Origin of the sequence: Kitasatospora sp. NPDC036755, from assembly GCF_040636595.1 — a bacterium.
In the GTDB taxonomy this organism is placed as follows: domain Bacteria; phylum Actinomycetota; class Actinomycetes; order Streptomycetales; family Streptomycetaceae; genus Kitasatospora.
In genome coordinates this window covers 1-20,634 of the sequence record NZ_JBEZUT010000147.1, presented here as the reverse complement: position 1 = coordinate 20,634, position 20,634 = coordinate 1, and the positions used below count along the sequence as shown (strand labels likewise).

At 73.2% G+C, this 20,634-nt stretch carries 25 protein-coding genes and 1 pseudogene; all 26 read right to left on the bottom strand.

The window, feature by feature from the left end; translation table 11 throughout:
* Window positions 1-186: hypothetical protein (locus AB0E96_RS22205; protein WP_359826308.1), on the bottom strand; the 186-nt coding region annotated here is incomplete at its 3' end.
* Window positions 187-200: 14 nt separating this feature from the next.
* Window positions 201-1,121 carry a DUF4259 domain-containing protein gene (locus AB0E96_RS22200; protein ID WP_359826316.1) on the bottom strand — a complete coding sequence of 307 codons (921 nt, stop codon included), beginning with the start codon at window positions 1,119-1,121 and terminating at the stop codon, window positions 201-203.
* Window positions 1,122-1,185: 64 nt separating this feature from the next.
* Complete coding sequence (locus AB0E96_RS22195) at window positions 1,186-1,893, bottom strand: hypothetical protein (protein WP_359826305.1); 708 nt, start codon at window positions 1,891-1,893, stop codon at window positions 1,186-1,188.
* Between the two features lie 95 nt (window positions 1,894-1,988).
* The gene (locus tag AB0E96_RS22190) at window positions 1,989-2,705 is read right to left on the bottom strand and encodes an HAD family hydrolase (protein WP_359826302.1); all 717 of its coding nucleotides are present in this window, start codon (window positions 2,703-2,705) and stop codon (window positions 1,989-1,991) included.
* 19 nt (window positions 2,706-2,724) lie between these two features.
* Entirely contained in the window at window positions 2,725-3,828 is a 1,104-nt protein-coding gene (locus tag AB0E96_RS22185) for an MFS transporter (RefSeq protein ID WP_359826299.1), read from the bottom strand.
* A 215-nt stretch (window positions 3,829-4,043) separates the two neighbouring features.
* Window positions 4,044-4,922 (bottom strand): winged helix-turn-helix transcriptional regulator, encoded by an 879-nt coding sequence (locus AB0E96_RS22180; RefSeq protein WP_359826296.1) that lies wholly within the window; start codon window positions 4,920-4,922, stop codon window positions 4,044-4,046.
* Window positions 4,923-4,956: 34 nt separating this feature from the next.
* A complete protein-coding gene (locus AB0E96_RS22175) occupies window positions 4,957-5,454 on the bottom strand; it encodes a hypothetical protein (RefSeq protein ID WP_359826293.1) in 498 nt (165 codons plus the stop codon).
* Window positions 5,451-6,188: a hypothetical protein gene (locus tag AB0E96_RS22170; RefSeq protein ID WP_359826290.1), complete on the bottom strand. Its 738-nt coding sequence runs from the start codon at window positions 6,186-6,188 to the stop codon at window positions 5,451-5,453. The genes AB0E96_RS22175 and AB0E96_RS22170 overlap by 4 nt, the downstream gene beginning before the upstream one ends.
* 16 nt (window positions 6,189-6,204) lie before the next feature.
* Entirely contained in the window at window positions 6,205-6,777 is a 573-nt protein-coding gene (locus AB0E96_RS22165; RefSeq protein WP_359826288.1) for a DUF4913 domain-containing protein, read from the bottom strand.
* A 374-nt stretch (window positions 6,778-7,151) separates the two neighbouring features.
* Entirely contained in the window at window positions 7,152-7,448 is a 297-nt protein-coding gene (locus AB0E96_RS22160) for a hypothetical protein (RefSeq protein ID WP_359826285.1), read from the bottom strand.
* A 154-nt stretch (window positions 7,449-7,602) separates the two neighbouring features.
* A pseudogene (locus AB0E96_RS22155) lies at window positions 7,603-7,914 on the bottom strand (DNA cytosine methyltransferase); the annotation flags it as partial.
* A gap of 216 nt (window positions 7,915-8,130) precedes the next feature.
* A complete protein-coding gene (locus AB0E96_RS22150) occupies window positions 8,131-8,682 on the bottom strand; it encodes a hypothetical protein (RefSeq protein WP_359826283.1) in 552 nt (183 codons plus the stop codon).
* A 99-nt stretch (window positions 8,683-8,781) separates the two neighbouring features.
* Window positions 8,782-9,267: a hypothetical protein gene (locus tag AB0E96_RS22145; protein ID WP_359826280.1), complete on the bottom strand. Its 486-nt coding sequence runs from the start codon at window positions 9,265-9,267 to the stop codon at window positions 8,782-8,784.
* Window positions 9,268-9,464: 197 nt separating this feature from the next.
* Window positions 9,465-10,112 (bottom strand): hypothetical protein, encoded by a 648-nt coding sequence (locus AB0E96_RS22140; RefSeq protein ID WP_359826277.1) that lies wholly within the window; start codon window positions 10,110-10,112, stop codon window positions 9,465-9,467.
* Entirely contained in the window at window positions 10,109-10,696 is a 588-nt protein-coding gene (locus AB0E96_RS22135; RefSeq protein ID WP_359826275.1) for a hypothetical protein, read from the bottom strand. Before AB0E96_RS22135 ends, AB0E96_RS22140 begins: the two co-directional genes overlap by 4 nt.
* Window positions 10,693-10,995 (bottom strand): hypothetical protein, encoded by a 303-nt coding sequence (locus AB0E96_RS22130; RefSeq protein WP_359826272.1) that lies wholly within the window; start codon window positions 10,993-10,995, stop codon window positions 10,693-10,695. The genes AB0E96_RS22135 and AB0E96_RS22130 overlap by 4 nt, the downstream gene beginning before the upstream one ends.
* Before the next feature lie 318 nt (window positions 10,996-11,313).
* Window positions 11,314-12,459, bottom strand: coding sequence for a DnaB-like helicase N-terminal domain-containing protein (locus tag AB0E96_RS22125; RefSeq protein ID WP_359826270.1), 1,146 nt, complete (start codon window positions 12,457-12,459; stop codon window positions 11,314-11,316).
* A 202-nt stretch (window positions 12,460-12,661) separates the two neighbouring features.
* Window positions 12,662-13,465, bottom strand: coding sequence for a hypothetical protein (locus AB0E96_RS22120; RefSeq protein WP_359826267.1), 804 nt, complete (start codon window positions 13,463-13,465; stop codon window positions 12,662-12,664).
* A gap of 484 nt (window positions 13,466-13,949) precedes the next feature.
* Complete coding sequence (locus AB0E96_RS22115; RefSeq protein ID WP_359826313.1) at window positions 13,950-14,789, bottom strand: hypothetical protein; 840 nt, start codon at window positions 14,787-14,789, stop codon at window positions 13,950-13,952.
* A gap of 62 nt (window positions 14,790-14,851) precedes the next feature.
* Window positions 14,852-16,618, bottom strand: a complete 1,767-nt coding sequence (locus AB0E96_RS22110) for a TraM recognition domain-containing protein (protein WP_359826310.1) — start codon at window positions 16,616-16,618, stop codon at window positions 14,852-14,854.
* A 162-nt stretch (window positions 16,619-16,780) separates the two neighbouring features.
* On the bottom strand, window positions 16,781-17,335 hold the full coding sequence (locus tag AB0E96_RS22105; RefSeq protein ID WP_359826265.1) for a hypothetical protein: 555 nt from the start codon (window positions 17,333-17,335) through the stop codon (window positions 16,781-16,783).
* 195 nt (window positions 17,336-17,530) lie between these two features.
* Window positions 17,531-18,334, bottom strand: a complete 804-nt coding sequence (locus AB0E96_RS22100; RefSeq protein ID WP_359826262.1) for a DUF317 domain-containing protein — start codon at window positions 18,332-18,334, stop codon at window positions 17,531-17,533.
* A gap of 18 nt (window positions 18,335-18,352) precedes the next feature.
* Complete coding sequence (locus tag AB0E96_RS22095; RefSeq protein ID WP_359826259.1) at window positions 18,353-18,808, bottom strand: hypothetical protein; 456 nt, start codon at window positions 18,806-18,808, stop codon at window positions 18,353-18,355.
* Between the two features lie 14 nt (window positions 18,809-18,822).
* Window positions 18,823-19,416, bottom strand: a complete 594-nt coding sequence (locus AB0E96_RS22090) for a hypothetical protein (protein ID WP_359826257.1) — start codon at window positions 19,414-19,416, stop codon at window positions 18,823-18,825.
* A 1-nt stretch (window position 19,417) separates the two neighbouring features.
* Window positions 19,418-19,804, bottom strand: coding sequence for a hypothetical protein (locus AB0E96_RS22085; protein ID WP_359826254.1), 387 nt, complete (start codon window positions 19,802-19,804; stop codon window positions 19,418-19,420).
* 145 nt (window positions 19,805-19,949) lie between these two features.
* Complete coding sequence (locus AB0E96_RS22080; protein WP_359826251.1) at window positions 19,950-20,207, bottom strand: hypothetical protein; 258 nt, start codon at window positions 20,205-20,207, stop codon at window positions 19,950-19,952.
* Window positions 20,208-20,634: the final 427 nt, after the last annotated feature.

Sequence of the window (20,634 nt, the reverse complement as noted above, 5' to 3'; positions counted from 1 at the left end):
GTGGTCCGCGACATCGTCGGGGTGGAGGCCGTCGGCGGGATCAAGCACTGTGGCCCGCGGCGTCTGTTGTTCCTCGGCGGATCGTTCGGTGAGCCGGACGGACAAGAGCACGCGGACTGCGCCGGGAGGAGCGAGCGCGTCCAGAGCGCGGGCGACGCGCGCCTGGTGGGTGACGGTCGTGGACACGGAACAGAAGGTCCTTACGGGCGGGGCGTGCGGTGGGAGGAAGCGGTCGGCGCGGCTATTGCCGGCGGAGGTTCCGCCCCGGCAGCGGCGCTGGGCGTGGTCCGGGCCCGGGCAGCCGCCGACCGCGGGGCAACAGCCTGGTCCGTCCCGTTGGCGATGGCGTGCGCGTACCGGTCGGCCAGGTCCCGCAGGTAGCGGTCGGCGAGGACGAAGCGGGCCCCGAGGCTCTCCAGTTCGACACCGGTGAAACGCAGGACGCCGCTGGCCTGGACGTCGGCGTGATTCCCTTCAGCGACCTGCGCGAGCGTCTCGCCCGCCCGGGCGGCCTTCGCGCGCAACTCCCGGTCGAGTGAGTCGAGCTCGGCGGTTCGGAGTTCCAGCTGCTCGGCCAGAGCGTGCGCCGTCGATCCCTTGGGATGCCGTTCGGGCAGGTCCCAGGGGTCCTCGATGCCGAACCGGTCCCGGAGGAGCAACAGGCCGGCGAACACCTCCCGTTGCCGCCGGGGCGGCGCAGGCTCAGGGCCGGAGGCCGGGGCCGCCAGGATGAGGCGGATCTGCTGCACGTTGCCGAGCCACTGCTCGCCTCGTGCGCGGTCGTACCAGCGGTCCACCTCGGCGTCGGCGTGGGCGAGGACGCGGTCGAGGGCTGCGGCAGCCTTCGGCCGGAGGCCCGTTGGCAGCGGCGGGACCGGGTCGCGTGGGCCGCTGCTGAGGTCGACATCGCCTCCGCCCGGGCACTGCGAGGCGGTGACAGCCGCGGCAGCGACGACCTCCTGCGCCATGTCGGTGTCGAGCGGGCCCTCCGGCATGGCGACCGCGACGTCGAAGAGGCGGTGGAGCCACGGCGGTAGCTCGGCAGGGAAGAGGCTGTCGAAGCGCTCGGCGGTGCCGACCGCGGCGTCGTTGTGGAACGGACCGGTGTCCCAGCTTCCGATGAGGGGTCTCCTGAGCGTGGTCGAAGGCCGGGCCCCGGCGGGCCCGCTGGGGTGGGAGCGGTGATCAGTGGCGGGACCGGACCGCCGGCGGTGACACGGTGGCGGCGACGGCTGCGGGCGTCTCCGGTGCTGCGGGCGGACCGACCGGCCGAGCGCGGGCGGCGGCCGAGCGGCCGGCAGGCATCTTCGCGGTGAGGGCCTCGTACCTGGTCTGCCCCTCGGGAGTGAGAGTCAGATCGTGGCCCCGGAACAGGGCCTTGCGGGCGTAGTGATCCACCAAGCCCTTGCCGATCAGGGCGTCGACGGTGGCGATCGTGATGGCGGCCTCGCTGGCTATGACCCTCACCGACCGCGTGCCCTTGAAGATGGTGACGGTGGACGAGCCGATCAGCCGCAACGCCTCCTCCTGCCGCGGTGGCAGCCGGGTGACCGCTGCTGCCGTCTTCGCCGTCGGCGCCGGGGCCGGTGGCGGGACGAAGGCGGGCAGTTCCTTGTAGACGCCGATCAGCGCGGTGAGCGAGCGGTGCAGTTCGGTGCGGCGTGTGACCAGGAGGTCGATGTCGAGAGCGCCGTTGCGCAGGATGCCGTTGGTGACGGGGAGGGTGGTGTCGTGGCCGGCCTCGATGCGCTGAAGGTCGTCCCGCAGGGCGGCGGCCAGAGCGACCAGCCGGGTCTGCACGTCGTCGAGCCTGAGGGCGGTGGAGGCGATCTGGTCGGCGACCGCGCCGTGGAGGGTCGCTGTGCCGTGCCCGGGCAGGTCGCGGGGTTGCATGACCTGAAGCTCGGACCACACGAGCCGGTTGCCGAGGTCGGTGTTGCCGGGTGCTCGGGGCCTCCACGGGGCGATCGGGCGTCCGCTGTCCGCGCTCATGCCGCGGCCAGCTGCCGCGAGGTGATGATGGCGATGCCGGTGGCGACGGCGTCCTGGATCGTTTCCACCAGCGGCACGCCAGCGGTGGCCAGCCGCGTCGCGCCGTGCAGTCCCGTGCTGTGCAGCACCGGGACGGCGCCCACGGCGTGCGCGGCAACGGCATCGTCCACGCTGTCCCCGATCACCAGGGTGCGCGACGGGTCGACCCCCGGCCCGAGGGCCTGCAGGTGCGCGATCATGGCGGGCGCCTTGCTCGGAACCGACGGCCCCGGCCGGCCGTCGACCCGCTCCAGCAGCCCGGTGATGCCGACCGACTCCACCTCGCCCACGAGCCGCTCGTGCGGCGCGAGCGACAGCAGGCTCTGTCGCACGCCTCGGGCCCGCAGGCCCATCATGAGCTGCCGTGCGCCCTGCTGGAGCCGGACCGGCCGCCGGGCGAGTTCGGAGAGGAACGCGGTGTCGGCGGCGTGCCACTCCTCGTCGCCGAGCTGTCGGCCGAGCACGTCGGTGTAGAAGTCGCGGATGGGCATTCGGTGCAGCGCCTGGTAGGTCTCCACGCTGATCGGCTCGCCGCCCAGCCCGGGCAGGGTCGCGTTCAGGGCCGCCACGTGATCGTCGAGGTCGTTGCGAAGGGTGCCGTTCCAGTCCCAGACGATGGTGATCGGCGCGGGCGTGGCCTTGGTGGTGCGGTTGAGCAAGAAGTCCAGCTCCAAGAAGAAGAGAGGGGGCAGATCAGGGAAGCGAGAGCTGGCGGCGTCCCGCAACGAGTGCGGCAGCGGCCAGCGCGGCGCCGAGCAAGGGGACGGCGGCCGTGGCGGTGTGGCCGTACGCGGAGAACTGGCCGGCGGCGGCGGTGCCCGCGGCCTGGCCGAGACCGATCACCGCGATCAGCCAGGCGGCGGCCTCGGTGGCGGTGCCGCTCGGCGCCAGGGCGTCGCAGGCCGCGAACGCGGAGGCCAGCCAAGGGGCGAGGAACAAGCCCGGCAGGACGCTCGCCGTGATCATCAGCCACGGCGGGGCCGGCAGCAGCAGGACGGCGAAGCCGGAGGCGTACACCGTGCCGACCGCGGGCAGGGCGCGGCTGGATGACCACGGGCGCTTGAGCTTGGCCCACGCAGCGCCGCCGACGAGGCTGCCGAACGACAGCGCGGCCGGAAGCACGCCGGCGAGCCACCCTTCGTGGTGCCGGTCGGCGTAGGACAGGGCCAGGACAGTGAACGAGCCGAGCGTCACCCCGAAGAACACCGAGGCCGTGAGCAGGACCAGCAGACCGGTCGAGCGCAACGGCCCGAGCCAGTGGACCGCGCGTGCCGGGGACCGGACGCTGGCCGGAGGGCGGGCGGCGACGGCCAGGGTGCCCGCGCTGCCGGCCACCGCGCAGGCGACCAGCGCCAAGTCGGGCGAGGCGAGCAGACACACGGCGGTGGCCAGCAGCGGGCCGGCGACGAACACCACCTCCTGCGAGGCGGAGTCGAGGGCAAAGACCTTGTGATGGTGGCGCGGTTCGACCAACCGGGACCACATCGCCCTCAAGCCCGCCTCCAGCGGCGGGGTGGCCGCACCCGCGACGACCGACAGCACGGCGGCGGCCAGCGGCTGCGCGGCACAGTCCACGAAGGCCAGCGCGATGAACGCTGCGCCCGAGACGGCTGCGGCGGGTACAGCGACGGCGGCCAGGGTGGAGCGGTCCACCACGCGGCCGAGCAGCGGCTGCCCGATCGCCCCGGCCAGTGCGTACAGCGCGGCCAGGACGGCGCCGAGCGCGGTGGGGGCGTGATCGGCCCGGGCGGCCAGGAGGACGGCTATCGGCGCCATCGCCGCGGGCAGACGACCCACCAGGGTTCCCGCCAGCAGCGGCGTGACGTGCGGGGTCCGAAGGATGGATCGTCCACCTGCCCGGCGGGAACCTGCCGGAAGCACTGGCCGGAGGCTTTCGGGATCCGCAGCTGAGGCGGCGGCCGGCGCGAGGGCGCTACTCGTAGGGACAGAGGACGGGGAAGGCGGGATCATGAACCTCGGGGTGGGATCGCGGGCCGGGCGGGCGGGGTTCGTCAGCGGCGGCGCGCCGAGGCGGCGACGAGCAGCGGAGCGGGCGGCTGCGGGGCCGGGGCGTCGGAGAAGGAGATGTGAAGGGTGATGCTGCGCAGATCAGCCGCCGCTGCCCGGGCGCTCACCGGCCGGTCGGCGCTCTGCGGCTCGGAGAACAGATCGCCCTGCGCCGGGCTCTGCACGACGACGGCGGCGCGGCCGGCGGCGGCCAGCGCGGTGCCGGGCTTGGCCGGTGCGGACGGGGTGTGGGCACCGGAGGTCCAAGCAGCCAGGTCGCCGTACACCCGGCCGATCGCCAACCCCGCCTCGGTGGCGCTCCACCGGTAGGCGCGGCGGGTGCCGCTGCGGGCCACGAGGCCGCGCTCCTCCAGCGCGAGCAGCCGCTGGTAGGCCGCGGCCTTGTCACGGGCGTTCAGGGAGGTGACCAGATGCGGGTAGGGCTTCGGCGCGCTGCCGGCCAGTTCGCTCAGCAGAGGGACGGCGTGGGAGCTGGCCAGCAGGCCCAGCGTCTCCTCGATCATCTCCGGCGCCTGCTCGGCTTCGACGCCCGGTCGGGGGTAGCGCTCGGCCCAGGCAAGGGCCGAGGTGTACACGGGCGCCAGCGCCTGGCCCTTGGGAGACAGCGCGAGATCGATGCGGGCGCCGCCGTTCGGGGTCCGGGTGATGACGTCGGCCCCGGCGAGCGCGCGGATGACCGAGTACGCGCTGCTCACCGGGATGACCGGGTCGCCCGTCAGGAGGTCGCCGCTGGTCGTCGTTCCCTGCCGCAGAGCGCGGACGATCCGGGTGGCCCACCGGATGGAGAGCACCTCGGCGGCCCGCTGGACGGAGCTGGTGGTGGGCTTCGACGTGGTGGGCAGAGTGGCGGTGGCGGTCGACACGGGGGTGATCTCCAGTTCAGGCGGGTGGGCGGCGTCAGCGCTGGCGGGCGGCCGGGGAGAGGACGACGGCCGGAGACACACCTGCCGGTGCGAGGGCCGAGGCGGCGGACTGGGCCGGGGAGGTGCGGGTGGAGGAGGCGAGGGCGGCCTGGAAACGGGCCGGCATTCCGCGCCGAACCTCCTGGCCGGTGGCCTGCCGCAGGCGGCGGGCCGCGGTCTCGTAGACCGCGACCCCCCGGCGTTCACCGACGGCGACCAGGTGGATGCCCTGCAGATGGCGCGGGTTGTGGGGGGATCGGCGCTCGACATAGACGAGCCGGAAGTCCAGCGCGTCGTCCAGGTACAGCTTCCTGGCACCGCGAAGGTCGCGCTCACCCTGCTGTTCGAGGAGGGGGCCCCGGACCTCGGCCCGCACCAGCCGGCCGAGGTAGCTCAGCGCGAGCATCCGCACGTGCTGCGGCACGGACAGCAGGTCGTCCAGGGCCTCGGGGTGGGAGCTGAAACCCGCCAGCGGCCGGGTGGGCGTGGTCACCGGGTGGACCTGCGAGCCGTGGTCGCCGCCGTGGCGGCGAGGGAGGGAACGGGTTCCGCGGCGGCCGTTCGGCGCTGGCCGGTCGCGCTGCGGGTGCGTGCGGCGTTGGCCTGCGGGCTGACCACGACGGACACGTCCCCGTCGGCGACCGGGGGAAGCCGTGTGCGCTGGCTCTCCAGCCACTGCTGGGCCTCCTGCGGCGACCTGAAGGAGCCCTCGCGCAGCGTGTACCCGCGGTCCGGGTCGACGGTCTCCAGGTGCAGCAGGAAGGGCCGCTCGGCTCCGGCGGCGCTGCCGTCGCGCAGCATCGCCCAGGTCTCGCCGGGCTCGGCGCCGTGGTCGACGAGCCGGTAGCGGGAGCCGGACTCCAGCAGGCGGGCAGCGGCGGCGGCACTGCGGGCGTCGGCCGGGGCACCTGGGTGGCCGGCCCGGTCGAGGAAAGGATCGGTCTCGGCACCGCGCTGGACGAGCCAGGCCGCGGCCACGGCGAAGGTGGGCAGGGTCTCCGTGGCGAGGGTGAACGTCTCGCCGTCCTCGTCGTAGTGCAGGTGCGCGGCGAGCGCGGAGTAGCCGGCGACGTCCTCGAAGAGGAGGAAGTCGTCCGAGCTGCCGTCGTGGTCGTGGTGTACCTCGGTCAGCAGCTCGTGCGCATCCTCCGCGGCGAGGAACTGCACCTGGGCCTCGGCGGAGGCGGCGTCCGCAGGACGCCATCCGCGAAGGTTGAAGTCGGGCAAGGATCGGCTCTTTCGGTCAGGTGAGGGGGTGGTCGACAGGGGTGGTGTCGGTGAGCACGGGGTGCGGCAGCACGCGGTGGCTGATGTGGCCACCGCTGCTGGTGCAGGCACCGAACGGCCCGTCGGCGGAGCGCAGCTTCATGAGCGCGAGCTCGAGGTGGTCTCGCTGCCACGAACTGGGGCCGGCGGCACCCGACTCGGGGTCGAGGGCGGCCTGCCACGCCAGCCAGAGGGCGTGCAGTCGCGCCACCGCCTCCGGGTGCTCCTTCCAGCGCGGGCACCACGGCCGGCCGGCGGTGGTCTCGGGGCCGTAGATCTTGGTCCAGATCTCGTCTACCCATGGGGTCATCAGCTCCAGTTCCTGCTCGTACTGCGGGTCGTCGAAGGCGAGGATGAACAGCGGCTCTGCGCCGCCGGGGGCGTCCGGGGCGTCGTCCTCCGGGGGGAGGGCGGTGGTCATGCTGGCCAGCTGCTCGGCCTGCAGGTCGAATCCCGCCGCGAGAGCGGACAGCTTCGCGGTCAGCACGTCGATCTGGGCGTTGGTGTAGCCGTCCGGCGCGGACGTCGGGTCGGGATCGGGGGTGGTCAAAGGGGCGGGTGCCTCTCGTCGGCGGGTGATGACACGAGGATGTGCGCTCGGCGGCCCGACGTATCGGGCCGGAGTTGGTGTATAAGCACCCCCCGCTCACCGCCGACCGCAGCAGCAGGCGGCGGCAAGCAGGTCGGCCGCTCCCAGCAATTCCATTGCCCGGCTTGCCTGTTGGGGGACGACGCCGTTGCCCAGGGCGGTCAGCTGGGCGGAGCGGGACAGGCCCGGGACGGCTGTGACGTGGCCCTCGCCGACGCCCATGATCCATTCGACGAAGCGGGGGGCGAGCCGGCCCCGCTCGTCGGTCGGCTCCGGCGCGGGACGGGTGGCGCGCTCCCAGCGGGCGATGGCCGGCCCGTACGGGCCCCACCGGTTCAGTCCGAGTCGTCCTGCTCCCAGATCGGCAGCACTACCGCCGACAGCGGCGGCCGGAACCCCGCCCCCGCTCGGCGCCCGGGCGTCCCGGTGTCCGAGGCCCTCGGCGTCGGCAGCAGTTGCGCCGCCGCCGACGGCAGGGTCAGATCCCCCTTGCTGCCGCGGGAGTTCGGCCCGCCGTGCGTCCCGTCGGAAGCCTTCGGAGTCGGGAACAGCAGGTGCTCCACCTCGTCCGAGAGGTTCGGCCCGTGGCCGCCCTGGCGCCGCTTGTCCGGGTGCTGGCTCCCGCCGATCACGCCCAAATTGCTGGTCGGGGTCTTCAGGAGGGTGACCGCATGCCCCAGGTCCTCCCGCTTCGCATCCGGCCCTTTCGCATCGCGGGCCTTCGGCGTCGGAAGGCCAGGCGACGAGGAACAGCCGCTCCCTGCGATGGGGGGCGCCGACGGCGGCTGCGGGTAGCACCGTCCATCGCGCATCCATCCGGAGGTCGGCCAGGTCTCCGAGAACGGCGCCGAGTGCCCGCAGAGTAGGCTCACCTCCGCCGTCTCCCAGATCGCACCAAGGGCATTCCAGGTCGCCATCGGCTGGCGAGGCAGCGGCTGCGCTGAGGATGCCGCGGACGTTTTCAATGATCACCAACTTCGGCTTGAGGGCATCGATCGCGCGGGCGATGGTCAACCACAGTCCGGAGCGGGTGCCCTCCATCAGCCCGGCCCTGCGGCCGGCGACGCTCAGGTCCTGGCAGGGGAAGCCCGCAGTCAGAACGTCGATCGGCTCGACGCTGCTCCAGTCAACTGTGTTGATGTCGCCGTGATTTGGCGTCTCTAGGCCAGTGGTGGGCGAGGATCGAGGCGGCGTTGGGGTTCATCTCGGCATGCCACGCCACACTTCCTCCGAGGACGGCCTGGACACCCAGGTCCAGGCCGGCGTACCCGGAGCACATGCTGCCGATGCGCGGCCACCCGCCGCCCGGTGCCCTCATCGACGGGCCCCGCTGCGGGCGGTCGCGGCGCGTACGGCGGGCGGTGAAACCTGTACGGCGGCGCCGGGGCCGGCGGCCTTCCGAGACGTGACGGGCTTGGCCGGGCGCTGATAGAGGGAGGCGGAGCGGGTGAGGAGGATCGCGTCCTCGCCGGTGAGCGCAAGGAAGTCGGGCTCCGGGCCGGTCAGGTCGGCTGCGGTCTCCTGGAGCTTCCAGACCGCCTCTTCGAGGACGCCACGGGACGCTGCGAGGGACTTGAAGTAGGCGGTGCGGTGCGGCCACCGAGCCGATTCGGGACTGACCTGCTTGAGCGTGACGGCGACCAGGGCGGGCTGGGCGCGCAGGATCGCCTTCGCGGTCAGCAACCCGGCGTAGGCGTAGGCGAGGGTGCAGCGCCGCCAGGCGATGTCCGAGGGCTCGGTGGAGTCGGCGGGGGTGCCGTCCTCGTCGACGACGTTGGCCAGCAGTGTCTTCTGCACGTCGGCCATGGAGTCCAGGACGGTGCCGAGGCGTTCGGGGAGCGGATCCCGGTGGGAGCTGATGTGCAACAGCTCTTTGCTGAAGTGGCGCAGGTCGGTGGCGGTGCCGAGCAGCCACCGGGCTTGGGTTTCGACGGGGGTGGTGGAGGTCAGTGCGGTTCCTTGGGTTCAGCGGCGCGGCGCGGGGGCGCTGCTGCGGGGCAGGGCGGCGATCGGCAGGGGTTCGGTCCGGCGTCCGGGCAGAGCGCGGCGGATCCGCTGGGTGACGCTGAGGGCGGCGGATCGGCGGGGCGTGGCCGGGACGGCGGAGACGCCGGCCGAGGCGAGATGGTCGGCGTCGATCCTCAGCTGCCCTGCGGCGCGCCGCAGTTCGGTGGAGACGGCGCCGTAGACGGCGGCGGGGTTGACCGGCTGGGCGTCCGGCAGGGCCCAGACGTCGGCGCTCACGGCGTGCTGGAGCAGGTAGGACAGGTGCCGGGTGGCCTCGGTGACCCCGGCGTGGGCGCGGGCGAGCGACAGAGCGGTGAGGCGGGCGGCCGTCATCGTGGTGGGGTGTGTGGGGAACCACTCGGAGAAGTCGGCCGCGGCGAGCGTGCTGGTCTGCAACTCCTGCATCGCACGCAGGTGACCGGCGACGGCGCGGGCGTCGGGCACGCCGGCGGCGGAGGCCGTGCGGGCGGTGGGCAGTTTCGCTGCCAGGGCCTCGGCCTGGTGCGCGACGTCACGCAGGTGCCGCTGATGGTCCTTGACCTTGGAAGCGGGGCGGTTGGAGGGCGTGGTGGGACTCCATCGAATCGGGATCTGCTCGGGAGGGCAGGCTCGGAACGTCGTCGGGTCCGACGCGGGGCGTGTCAGGTTCGCCGAAGCGGCACGACCGTCGCCGACGGCGCCGGACCTGCCGGCGGGGCCGGGGGCTCGGCGGGCGGGGAGACGAGCACGAGCGCGGGTGAGCGGCGAAGGGCTGCGTCCACGCGGCGCTCGGAGTCGCCTGCTGCTGGTGGGCGGCTCTCGGAAGGAACGGCCGGCCTGCGGCGGGAGGCGAGCGCGGTGACCTCGGGCAGACCGGGGGCGGCGGCCACGCTCTCGCCCAGTTCCTCGGCCATCGAGCGGACGGTGTCGCGGGCGGTGGTGAGGGAGCGGCGGGCGCTGCTCTGCGCCTCGGGTGTCGGCTCCGCCTCGGTGAGCAGGTTCGCCGCCCGGGCCAGCGCGGCCTGGGTGAGGGTGAGGGCCGTCGTCGTCGCGGTGAAGACGCCGAGCCCGGGGGAGCCGGCGGTGTTGGCCGCGAGAAAGAAGGTCTCGTCCAATGGGATCGTGATCAGCTCGTGCAAGCGGACCATCGGCCAGACCAGCTCCCGGACCTCGGGCAGCGACTCGTGCCGTGCCGGCACCGGGATGGCCTCGGCAAAGGCGGCCAGCTGCTCGGCAAGCGAGCTCAGCGTGTCGAGGTCGCGCTGGCTGAGTCCGGCCGCGGCGGGCGGCAGAGGAGGGTCGGCGGTCAACGGCGCTTCCTGGCAGGGGCGGTGGGGGGCGAGCCGAGTGTGAGCGCAGCCTCGACGGGGGCCGTCGGCGCAACCGGCGCGAGGCGGGCGGTGAACGCGAGCACTTCCTCGGCTCCCTCGGCGGCGCACCGGTCCGCGCTGTCCAGCGCGGTGACCGTGTGCTCGGCTCGGCGCAGATACAGCTGCTCGGCAGGGCTGCCCGGCTCGGCCGGGGTGGCGGTGGCGCACTTGATCGACAGGTCGAGGGCGGCGCCAAGGTGACGGTGGACGGTGGCCGCGCGGCTCATCGCGGTGCCGTAGGCGCTGGCGAGTGCCGCAGCAGAGGGGTTGTCCGCGACCGGCTGGTGGCGGTAGTGCTCGGCGTTGTCGCCGCAGTGCCGGATGAACGCCTGTGCCTGGCGGCAGTGCTCCAGCAGGGCGTCCCGGCTGGGGATGCCGGGGACCGGCCCGCTGGGGGTGGCGGCGGCGTTGCGCCCGAGGGCGCGCAGCATTCCGGCGACCACCGCCAGGTCGTCTCGGTAGTCGGGGCGCGAGCCGGCCGACACGGCACCGCCGAAGGTCGCGGGGGTGGCAGGGGACCTCAACGGCGCCGCCCGGCGCCGACGGTGCTCGCTCCGGTGCGGGCCGGCAGCGAGGCGACCGTGGCTGCTCCCGCCCCGGCGGCGGAACGGGCGGTGGCGGCGGAAGCCCGAAGGACTGGCCGGTGTGCGAGAGCGGCGGGGCCGGTGAGCGAGCGGGCATCGCGGCGCAGATCCTCGCAGGCACCGGTCAGGGCGAGGCGGGTGCGCGAGAGCGCCAGGTTGAGCTGCTGGGAGCCCCGCTCGCGGACCTCCTCGGAGCGAGGGCCGCCGATGCCGTCGACCTCGTACAGGCGGCCGGCCATCGCGGTGGCCCGGCTCAGTGCGCTCAGCGCCTCGCCCAGCTGTGCGGTCGCCGCGGTCAGCGAACGGACGACGGCGCGGTCGGCGCTCTGGGCGTGGGGGTGGTGCAGGGCGGCGGCGACGTGCAGCAGGTCGTCCTGGCAGCCGCGGATCGCCCGGGTGTGCCCGGCCAGTTCCTCCAGGCCCGGCAGGCCCTCCTCGCGGTACGCGCGCGGGAGTTGGTTCGTGAGGTAGTCGACGGCGTCGGCCGCCGCGTACAGCCGGTGGACGGACTGGGCACGGGGGCGGGCGGTGGTGGGAGGCAGTGGAGTACTCCGGGGTCAGCGGCGGGGGCGGGCGACGGGCTCGCCCGCCCGGTCGGTGGTGGCGGCCGGTGGCACGGGGCTGCGGCTCAGGGCGCCCTTACGTCGGGCGGCGCTGAGGACGACCGGCCCGTCTCGCTCCGCCGGGGTGGCGGTCACGGCGCGCAGCCGGTCCTGGACCCGGTCGGCGGGGACCAGCGCCTGGACGGCCGAGCCGAGCAGTGGACCGGCGGCGATGGAGGCGTCCAGCGCCATCACCCGGACGATGCCGGCCGAGGTGGCGGCGGTGCGCAGCAGAGCGGCGCGCAGGACGTGCTCCGACCAGTAGGCGGGATCGCCCGGCATCCCGGCCGAGCAGATCCCCCGGACCTGGGCCACGGAGATCACGCCGGCGGCAAGCGCTCCGCGCCGCTGGACCTCCCACAGCACGGTCAGCTCGTCGAGGGGCTCGCGCCGGTGCGCGAGCGCGGTCATGGCCAGGTAGACGGCGCGGTGGCCGGGGTCGACGAAGTCCTCGCCAACCAGCGAGGCCGCGACCTCGGGGATTCGACCGGGCGCGCTGAGCAGGCTGGAGAGCAGTGCCCGCTCGTGCTCTCGGGCGCCTTCGAGCGTGGTGGAGGCGTTCTCCGGCGGCGGTGGGGTGGGCAGCGGGCGGCGCGAGCGCTGGTCGATCGTGCCCCAGGCGTCGGCGAGGCGCTGGATGACGGAGTGCAGTGCGCCGGTCAGCTCGACGGTCGCCTCGACCGATGCGGTCTGGACGGCGGCGAGCAGCCGGTGGGCGTGTTCGTCGAGCGCCCGCCGGACCGCGGTCTCCAGCACCATCCGGCCGTAACTGGTGGCGTGCTCGGACCGAGGGCAGGCCGAGACCAGGGTGTGGCCGTAGCTGGCGGTGACGCCGGGGATCTCGCGGGCGGCGGCGGTGATGGCCGTCAGCGCCCAGTCCCTCAGTTGCACGTTCCCGGCGCCCGGGGTGAGGGCCGGGTGGCCGGCGGCGTGCTGGGCCAGCAGGATCGCAAAGAAGCGCTCGTGTGCCGGACGGTAGAAGTGCCGGGGCTCCAGCCACCCGACCAGCAGCCCGACCCGGGACGGATCGAGCAGACACGCGCCGAGTACCGCCTGCTCGGCCTCCAGTTGCGGGCTCATGTCCCGGTTGACCGGCGTCACTGCGGCGCCACCTCCTCGCGGAGAGCGGCGGAGAGCATCAGGTCGCGCAACCGGTCCAGGTCCTCGACGAGCGCCTCGTCGCGGATCCAGAGACGGCCGGAACCAGCCGGCAGGTACCAGGTGCCGTCCGCGCGGCTGATCGGCAGGAAGGGAAGGTCGTGGTTGATGTCAACTCCGTTGTGCAGAAGGCAGGATGGGGTGGTCAGCGGGAGGGCCGGGCGGGCTGGCGGGGTGCGGCCGGGGCTGGCGTGCCGGTCGCGGGCGCCGATACCGCCACCGCGGCGTTCCCGGCTCGGGCGGCCCCGGCGCGGCTGGCCCTCCGGCTCCGCGGCGGGTCGGCGGCGAGGTCGGCCGAAATCTCGGTGTGAATCGCGTCCAACGACCGCGCGTGCTCGCGGAACACCTCCGCCTGGCCGGTGTGGTCGGCCTCCTCGGCGCTGCGGGCGAGATCGGTCAGCGCAGCGCGGACCGTGCTCAGGGCGGCCAGCCCGTCGGACAGTTCCACCGCCGAGCTGTCCGCGCCCTGCCGCTCGCCTGTCAGCGGCAAGAGGCTGAGGTGGATCTCGCCGACCACCTCCCGCAGGACCTCGGCGTGGGCGAACGCCCGCCCGGCCAGGCGCTGCGGGTCGATGGAGCCGAGGTGATCCAGCCGTCGCGCCGTCGCGTGGAGGGCACCCAGCTTGGCGGCGGCGGTGAACTCCGGGGCGGGCGGGGGCACGAAGACGGAGGTGTAGTCGGCGACGGCGTCCCGGAGGCGGTAGGCGTCGATGCCGTCGTAGGTCAGCATGAACTCGGCGTTGTAGGGGGTGAGCTCCGCGACGCCGTCCCGGGCGGACGGCGCCCGGTTCTTCTCGTTGAACACGCGGTGCTCGGCGAAGCCGAACCAGTTGGCGTCGACCACTCCGGCGCTTGGGGAGACGATGCGGATCCGCACGCCGTTCCAGGTGTCCTGCCGGATGGTCTGGGCCAGCTCGGCGGTGACGACCAGGTCGCCGCGACGGGCCACCTGCCGGAGGCCGGCGACGGTGCCGTCCGGCAGCGGGCTGAGCAGCCGCAGAGCCTGGGCCCGGTCGACGGACTCGATCCAGGGAGACAGGGGAACCTCCTGATGATGGGGGTGAGGTCACCGTGAGCGGGCTGGCCGCGGGGGCCGCCCTGCACCTCGCACCGGTTCGGCGACGGCCGCGGGGAACGCTCGGGCCGGCCGGATGCTCGCGGTGGCGCCGCTGGCCGGGCGGGCGGTGCGGTCACGTCCGCTGCCAGGTAGTGGAGTTCGACGCCGACCTGCTCAGCCGTGGCCGCGCGGGCGTCGAGGGCGGCAGCGCAGCGGAGATCGCTCCGCTGCCGGAAGACCTCTGCGGCCTGTTCCAGGACCTGGTGGAGCGGCGCGAGGAGGCCGTCCTCTGCGGAGGCCAGGACAGCCTCGAGTTCGGCACCTGGGCCGACGCGGTGCAGGAGGTCGAGGTACGAGGCACCGAGGGCCGGCGCCGTCACGCGGCTGCCTCCCCCGAGCGGCAGCTGAAGGGCGAGCAGCCGTCCGTGGGACCGTTCTCCAGCTCGTCCTCATTCAGGTCCAACTGCGTCTGCAGGGAGCGGAGTTCGGCCCGAGTGAGCTTGTCGATCGGCGCCTGGTCGAGCGGCAGGCGCGAGCGGTGCAGGTACGCCTGCCCCAGCAACGGCCTCCCGTCCGCATTCGCCCGCGCGTTCCCGGCCCGAATCGCGGCGTCGAATTCCACGACATCCGCCCACTCCTCGGGAGAAGTGTCACGGATCTCCCTCCACTGGGCATTTCCGTGAAATGGGCAACCCAGGCAGCTCGACTTCGGCGTGGCCCCCCATCCGTACTCGTCAAGCAGCTTAAGGCAGTCCGTCCGGGACATGCCGAGGTCGATCAGCGGAAAGGTGTGCCGCGTGTACTTGACGTCCGAATCCTTGGCGCGATGGAACTCGTCGGTGCTGATGCCGATCCACTGCTCGGCGTACACGCCATTCGGCACCCGGGCGGGATGCGGATACCCTAGGATTTGCCGCACCTGCCGCTTTATCGGCTTGATCTTATATTCGCCCGTACATTGCCGCCGGGTCATTCCCGGGCTGCCGTCCTGGTTGAGAATGTAGAGCGGCATCGACGCGAAACGGTGGGCGGGGTCGAGGGCATCCCGACGGATATTTCCGGACGAGACTCGCAGGATCGGTATGTTGGCAGGCCGGGCGATCTTCCGCTCCACCTCGTTGAGGTGATCGTAGACCTTCGCCGGTTCCCACCCGGTGTCCGAGAAAATGGCGTAGTCAAGTTTCGGAAGCTCACCCAGCGCGGACAGGAGAAGCAGGGTGGTGGACTGCACACCCGCGCCCAGGGAGAGAATTCGAGTGGCCGGTTCGGTGGCGTAGATCACGCGGCACCACCGGCCTTGGCCATCGCCCGCTCGGTGATCAGAGCGGTTTGCCGCGAGGAGGCCGCACCGACCTCGGCAGCGCCAGCCTCCTTGTACCAGGGGCGCAGGGTCAGCAGCGCGGGGCGCAAACCGGTAGCGAAGAGAAGCGCCGTCCCCTTTTTCAGAGCACGAATCTGGTCGGGCGGCAGGATGCGCTCTTGGCGCATACTGACGGAGGTGGAGCGGCCCGATTCCGACGTGGAATGGGAAACCGTCTCCACATCGTGGTCCCCGACCAGGCGCGAGAGCTTGTCGGCGAAATCGGCGTCGTCGATGCCGGAGCCGACGATTTTGATGGTGGCCGCGCTCCACATGGCATCCATGCCCGCCTCGCCCCAGACCTTCTGGCCCTGGCGGTAGCTCTGGAGAATGGTGATCGGAATGACGCCGCGTGATCCTAGATGGGAATACAAATCAGGGAGATCGCCGATCTTGCACACATTTGCGGCCTCGTCCAGAATGGCGAGGAGCGGTGGGTCGAGACGGCCTCCGGCGCGTTCGGCCTCGATGACCGCCGTGCGCATCACGGAATCCGCTGCAGCCGCGATCAGGGCCGATGCTGAGCCGCCGCCATCCTTGGACAGGAGGAACAGGCTGTCCTTGCGGGTGACGAACTCCTCCGGCTTGAACTCCGGCAGATCAGGGTTGGGGATGACCCACTTGGAGATCTGCGGATCGAGAAGGCAAGCCGCGTATTGGCGAGCGGTTTCATAAATGCCGTCGCGGGTTTCAACTGCGCCGGAGACGGTTCCCTGGAGCTGGTCCGCGATGGCGATCAGCTGGTGCGCGCGAAGAATGTCGACCGGGGTGCGGTCGCTGGGCACCGCAAGCCACTTGAGGACGTCGGTGATCGGCCGGCCGTCGCTGCCCGCGGCCAAGAAGAGGGCGCACAGTGTGTTCTGGGCGGCGGTGCTCCAGAAGTCGCCCTGCGAGGACTCGTCGACGGCCGCGGCGACGAAGTGCCCGGCCAGCCGTCGCGCTCCCGGCAAGTCCTTGGCGTCGGCGAGGATGTCCCACCACATCGCCTGCGGGGTGTGGGCGATCTGCTGTGGATCCATCGTCCATACCCGCCCGACCTCGGACCGGGCCTCCAGACAGGCCGTGTAGGCGTCGCGGGCGGCCTTGTTCGAGGTGAGGAGGACAGGGCCGGGGGCCCGCAGGATGGCGGGCACGGCGATGCTGGTGGTCTTGCCGGATCGCGGCGCCATGATCGCGACCGCGACGTCCTCCCAGTTGGAGCGGACCTCGGGGCCGCTGGGGGAGAGGTCGCCGAGCAGGATGCCGGTGTCGTCGGGGCTGATCTCACGGGGCTTGGCCTTGGAGAGGCTGGGGCGTAGGTCCCGGGCCTTGGCGGTGATCTCGGCGGGCAGCAGCGGCGCGAGATCGCTCCGGCCGGCGAGGCCGGTCGGCTTGCGGCGGTGCTTGGACCACAGCAGCAGGCCGGCCGCGCCGAGCGCGATCGACAGCAGCGCCGGGACGACGCGGGTGCTGATCAGCAGCAGGAGCGGGCTGAGGTGCGGGAAGGCGCGGTCGGGGTGCAGGGCGGCGTCGACCGGCTGGAACGGGGCCCATGAGGCGTCGTCGGCGGTCGCGGCGGTGGCGGCGTTGCCGCCCAGCCAGGCGAAGGTGCCGAAGACCGCGATTACGACGCCCGCGCCGATGAGCGCGTAGAGGAGGGCATCGGAACCAGGGCTGGCAGAAGGGGATTTGGGGGAGGCGGGCAGGAGCGGGTTCCTTGACGGGGTGCGGCCTGCCGGGCAGGGGCGCGCTGCGGCAGGGGCCCAGAGCGGGCGGAGGCGGGCGGCGATCACGGCGGGACGGAGGCCCGAGACGTGGGTGATCAGCCCGGAGGCCGGCGGGTGGTCAGCCGGCGGGGGACTGCGTGGTCAGCGGGAGGCGGACGCCTTGGCCGACGTCGATGCGAGGGAGGCGAGCGGTACGGAGGTGGCACCGGTCAGGGCGGCGGGCCGCGAGGGTGGTGCCGTGCGGGTGCGGGCGGCAGCGGCGCGGGGCGTGGCCGGGGCCGGCAACTGCTCGTCGGTTTCGTCCAGGCGTGCCAGCTGGGCTTCGGCGATGCGGTAGCCCGCGGTGGTGAGCTGGGCACTCGCATCCTGCAGGGCGTCGGCGATGGCGGAGCTGGGCAGCAGATCCTGGTCGGTGAGGGTCTCCAGCCGCTGGGAAGCGGTGTCCAGCAGCGCGGTGAGCCGCTCCAGCAGGCCGGTCTCGGGGTCCATCACCGCCAGCACCGTGGTCGTGATGTCCTCCGCCGTGGTGGCTCGGTGGACCTGGGTGGTTGCCTGGACCAGGCGGGACTGCAGGTAGGCCAAGTCCCGTTCGCCGAAGGTGTTCTCGAACCTGCGGACCGGTAGCGGCGGCACTACCCGGGTGGGATATCCGGCGTCGGCGAGGAGCTGCTCGGCGAGGCGGATGCGCTGGTTCACGTCGCCGTGGCCGGCGTCCTCGGCAGTGAAGATTGCGCTGAAGCCGTCGTTGGCGAATCCGGCGCGGGCGAGGAGCGCCCGGCTGGCCAGGTCGGTGGCCTGGGCCCAGGCGCTGCCGGTGGTGGTGGAGCCGTCGCGCTTGGGGAAGCGGGCGAAGACGATCTCGGTGGAGTCGGGCAGGGGATTCCTTCCTGGTCAGCGGCGTGGGGGGTGGCCATGGCCGGGATGGCGGGGGTTGAACATGGCGCCCGTGTACTCGACGGCGGTGAAGCGGCGGGTTGGATCGGCGGGCCGGGCGGGCCGGGTGGTCAGGCGAGGCAGCGCGGCCTCGGACAGGGCGTTGCGGTGACGGACCACGGGGGTGGGGTCGGCGATGGCGGAGGTCAGGATCGCCAGGTACCGCACGGGCGTTGAGTGACCCAGGACGATCGTCCACTGGTCGCTCCAGGCGGGTCCGAAGGTGGTTTGTGCCATCCAGGCCCCCACGCCCTCCCCGCACCGATCGTCGGTGGAGGTGGGTGAGTAGGTGAAGCTGGTGGTGCCGTCCCTGGATGTGAGGCGGACGAAGTCTGGGTCGTCCTTGAGCTGCCAGCCGGCCTTCAACAGCGGGCGCCAGGCGGTCGTCGGCGAGGCGGTCGGCTCGGCGACGATCTCCTCCGGCATCGTGTAGCCGTCGGCGGCGATGGCCTGGACGAACGCGCCGACGATCTCCCCTGGGGTCTCCTTGGTGAACGTGGCCTGCCAGTAGGGGACTTCATCCGTCGGGTGCTTGCGGACGCTGACCCGGTAGAGGTGGAAGACCCGGTGCGGTTCCATCGCGATTTCGATGCGACGGCACGGGCTGGTGGCGACGATCTGGGCGAGGGATTCGTCGTACCGGTACGGCCACTCGTGGAGGTGGAGCAGCGGTGCCAGGACCGGCAGAGGGCCGGGGCCTGCGAGGTGGCGCGGTCGGACGTGCACCTCGTCCTGGGCGGCGGCCGGGGGTGAGGTGGTCAAGGTCGGGTCCTCGGGGTGTCAGCGGTGGGGAGGCTCGACGACGCGGGGGTGCGGCGGCACGGCTACGGCCGGGGAGAGGTGGACCGCGGCCGTGGTGCCGGCGGCCCGAAGGGCCGGGGACTGGGTGGTGGCGGCCCGGCTGCGGGTGGTCTCGTCCGCGGCCTCGGCGATGGAGTCGGCCGTGGCGGCCGTGCGGAACCCGGCGGCGGCGATGGCGGTGGCTTCCGTGAGCAGCGGTTCCCACAGCGGCGGTCGGTCGCCGTACTGCTGAGCGACCTGGCGGCCGATCTCGGTTACGGCGTCGGCGAGTTGCTGAACTGCGCCGGGCATGAGGGTGAGGCCCAGCAGCACCTCGGCGGCCTCGTGGGCCGTCAGCGACGGGGCGATTTCGATGATCTCGGCGAAGGCGCGGCCGGCACGGGCGATGGCCTGCTCGGCGACATCGAGGGGCCTGGCAGCGGGGGCGTCGGACAACGGTCGTCCTCTTTCTACAGGCGCCGCCCGAGTCGGGCCGCGGCGGAGACGACAGGAGAAGGGGTGGAGAGGAGGCCGGCCCGGTGGCCGGCGGTGCCGGCCGTCGCCGCGCGGGGGCGACGGGTGCCGGTGCTGCGGCTCTCGGCGAGTTGGCAGACGGCCAGGGCGAGGGAACGGTCGCGGCCGGTGTCCACGACGCTGCCGTCCGGCCGGGCGAGAGGCGCGACGAGGCGGGCCTCGTGGCCGCCGAGCCGCAGCAGCGCCCACCGGCACGAGGCGGGGTCTTCATCGGTGGCGATTCCGGTGGCGGCCAGGATGCGCCGGGCGGTCTCCTGGAAGCGGTGGTCAGCAGGGCCTTGGGCGTCGGGGTCGGTGCGCAGGGTGCACTGCCACACCAGCCTTGTGCGCAGGGCGGCGGCGAACCCGGCCGGCGGCGGCAGGTGCGCGGCCAATTCCGCGGCGAACGCCGTCTGGTGGAGAGCGGGCAGGTCCGCGACGGGGCGCCAGGCGTCGATCAGACGCAGGGTCTGCTGCTGCTGGGCGGCGGCGGCCGTGGCGGAGGCGAGCAGGTCGCGGGTGGAGGCGTACCGGGCGATCGTGGGGTGCACGTCACCGTCCGGGGGCCGGTGCGACCGTCGGGCCGGCCGAGGCGAGCACCGGCGCCGCGACGAGGGGCGGGCTGTTGCCCAGACGGGCGGCGGAGCGGGCGTGTGCGGCCTGGTGGCGCTCGGCGGCATCGAGCGGGCCGTCGTAGTCCCAGGGCCAGCGGCCACCGATCCGGTAGCGGCCGTGCTCGTCCGGGGTGACGGTCTCCGTGCCGCCGTCCCCGTCGTAGTCGGGTGTCCACTCGAAGACCAGCAGGCTGCCGTCCCAGCGGCCGGTCAGTCCGCAGTTATCGGAGTGCAGGTCGACGACGATCTGCTCGGCGACCGGCCGGGAGAAGGCTGGGCTGCAGTAGGGCCCGATGTGGCCGGTCGTCCCGCGGGGGTCGACCATGCCCGGGTAGGGCCCGTGTGCAGCGCCGTCGACGTAGAAGTGGTAGAGCCGTTCGGAGTTGGAGGGCAGCGCTTCTCCTGGGGGGCGGGGCAGCGGGAACGTGGAGGGTGGGCAGGCCGCCGGGCCGCAGTGGTGGGGCCGGTGCTCAGTTCGGGTTCTCGGTGACGCGGTCCGCGCTGGTGGCGGCGGAGGCCAGCTCGGGGAGGTCGGCCGGCTCGGACTCGCGCTGGTCGATCCACCAGCCGGCCTTGTCCAGCGTGCGAAGCTGCCTCTCGACGGCCAGCCACGCCTCCTCGGTGACCGGGCCCTCGACCACCAGGGCCTGGTAGGCGGTGGTCACGAGCTGGTGCCGGCAACGCTCGCCCCAGGCGATGGCCCGCTCGGGGCCCTCCAGCGGCGGCATGCCGAACTGGGCGGCCCACGCGGTGGCGGCCTCCTGCTCCTCTGCGCGGCGGGCAGCGATCCACGCCTCGCGTTCGGCGGTGTCCTCCTTGCGCTCGGCGAGCCAGCAGTCGCGGCAGGAGCGGGTGGCCAGCCAGCGGGCGTAGCCGGCGCGCTTGTCGGCGGGGCGGGAGGACAGATCGTGATCAACGGTGTGGCCGCAGTCGTGCTCGACGGACCACCGGGTTCGGACAGCTATGTCGGATCTCCTGTGAACTGGACGTGAGGGGAGCGGAGTTGGGCGCTGGTCAGCGGGAGTTCTGGTGTCCGCTGGCCCACGCGATGCGCGGGTCGACGGCCGGGGCGGACGCGGCGGCGGTGGCGGTGCCGGTGGCGTGCAGGGCGGCGGTGGAGCGGAGTCGGCCGCTGGTGGCGAGCGCGGCGCGGGC